The organism is Streptomyces sp. ActVer (assembly GCF_027270795.1).
Taxonomy (GTDB): Bacteria; Actinomycetota; Actinomycetes; order Streptomycetales; family Streptomycetaceae; genus Streptomyces; species Streptomyces umbrinus_A.
Window position 1 is genome coordinate 1 of the sequence record NZ_JAPWHT010000993.1, and the last position, 708, is coordinate 708.

General features: G+C 75.8%; 1 pseudogene. It reads left to right on the plus strand.

Annotation, left to right across the window (positions count from 1 at the left end):
* Positions 1-38: 38 nt before the first annotated feature.
* A pseudogene (locus O3Q52_RS53790) lies at positions 39-708 on the plus strand (helix-turn-helix transcriptional regulator); the annotation flags it as partial.

Here is a 708-nt window from a genome sequence, read left to right on the forward strand (position 1 = left end):
CCCGCCCGTCCCCGTCCCCCGACTCCAGCCGCCAGGCCATGGAACGCCTCGCCCACAACCGGGCGGCGCACACGATCGCCCTCGCGCGCCTGACCCTGGACGAAGCCACGGCCATGGTGGCGCAGCGCCTCCAATCGGCACCCGACGCCGACCTGATGCGGCGCCTCCACGAGCTGAGCCGCGGCATCCCCGGCGCACTGGACGCCCTCCTCGTCGAATGGACGGGCCAGGACGCGATACGCACCGCCGACGGCCACGCCTTCCTCGGCACCGGTGCGGCGGTGCCGCTGCTGCCCGAGCACGACCGGTACGTAGCGGCGCTGCGTGCGCTGGAAGAACCCTGCGGGACGGTGGCCACGGCACTGAGCATTCTGTGGCCGCTCGGCCGCCCGGCCGAGGCCCTGGTCGCCTCGTCGACCGGGCTGCCCACCGAGTCCGTGACCGACGGCATCCGAGCCCTGGTCGACGAGGGCATCCTCGACGAACTCCCCGGCCGGGACGCCGCCTCCGCATCACGCGGCTGGACGTTCCGCGTCCCGCTGCTGGCCCACACGGTCCGGGAACGGCTGGGCCCCGTGAGGCGCAGCCACCTGTCCGCGGCCGCGGTGGAGGCACTGTGGGCGGGCCGAGGGCCGGGAGGCACGGGCAACCGGGCGGGCGCCCCGAGCCCGACCGTGACCCCGGCCGACACCGGAGCCGCCCCACAGT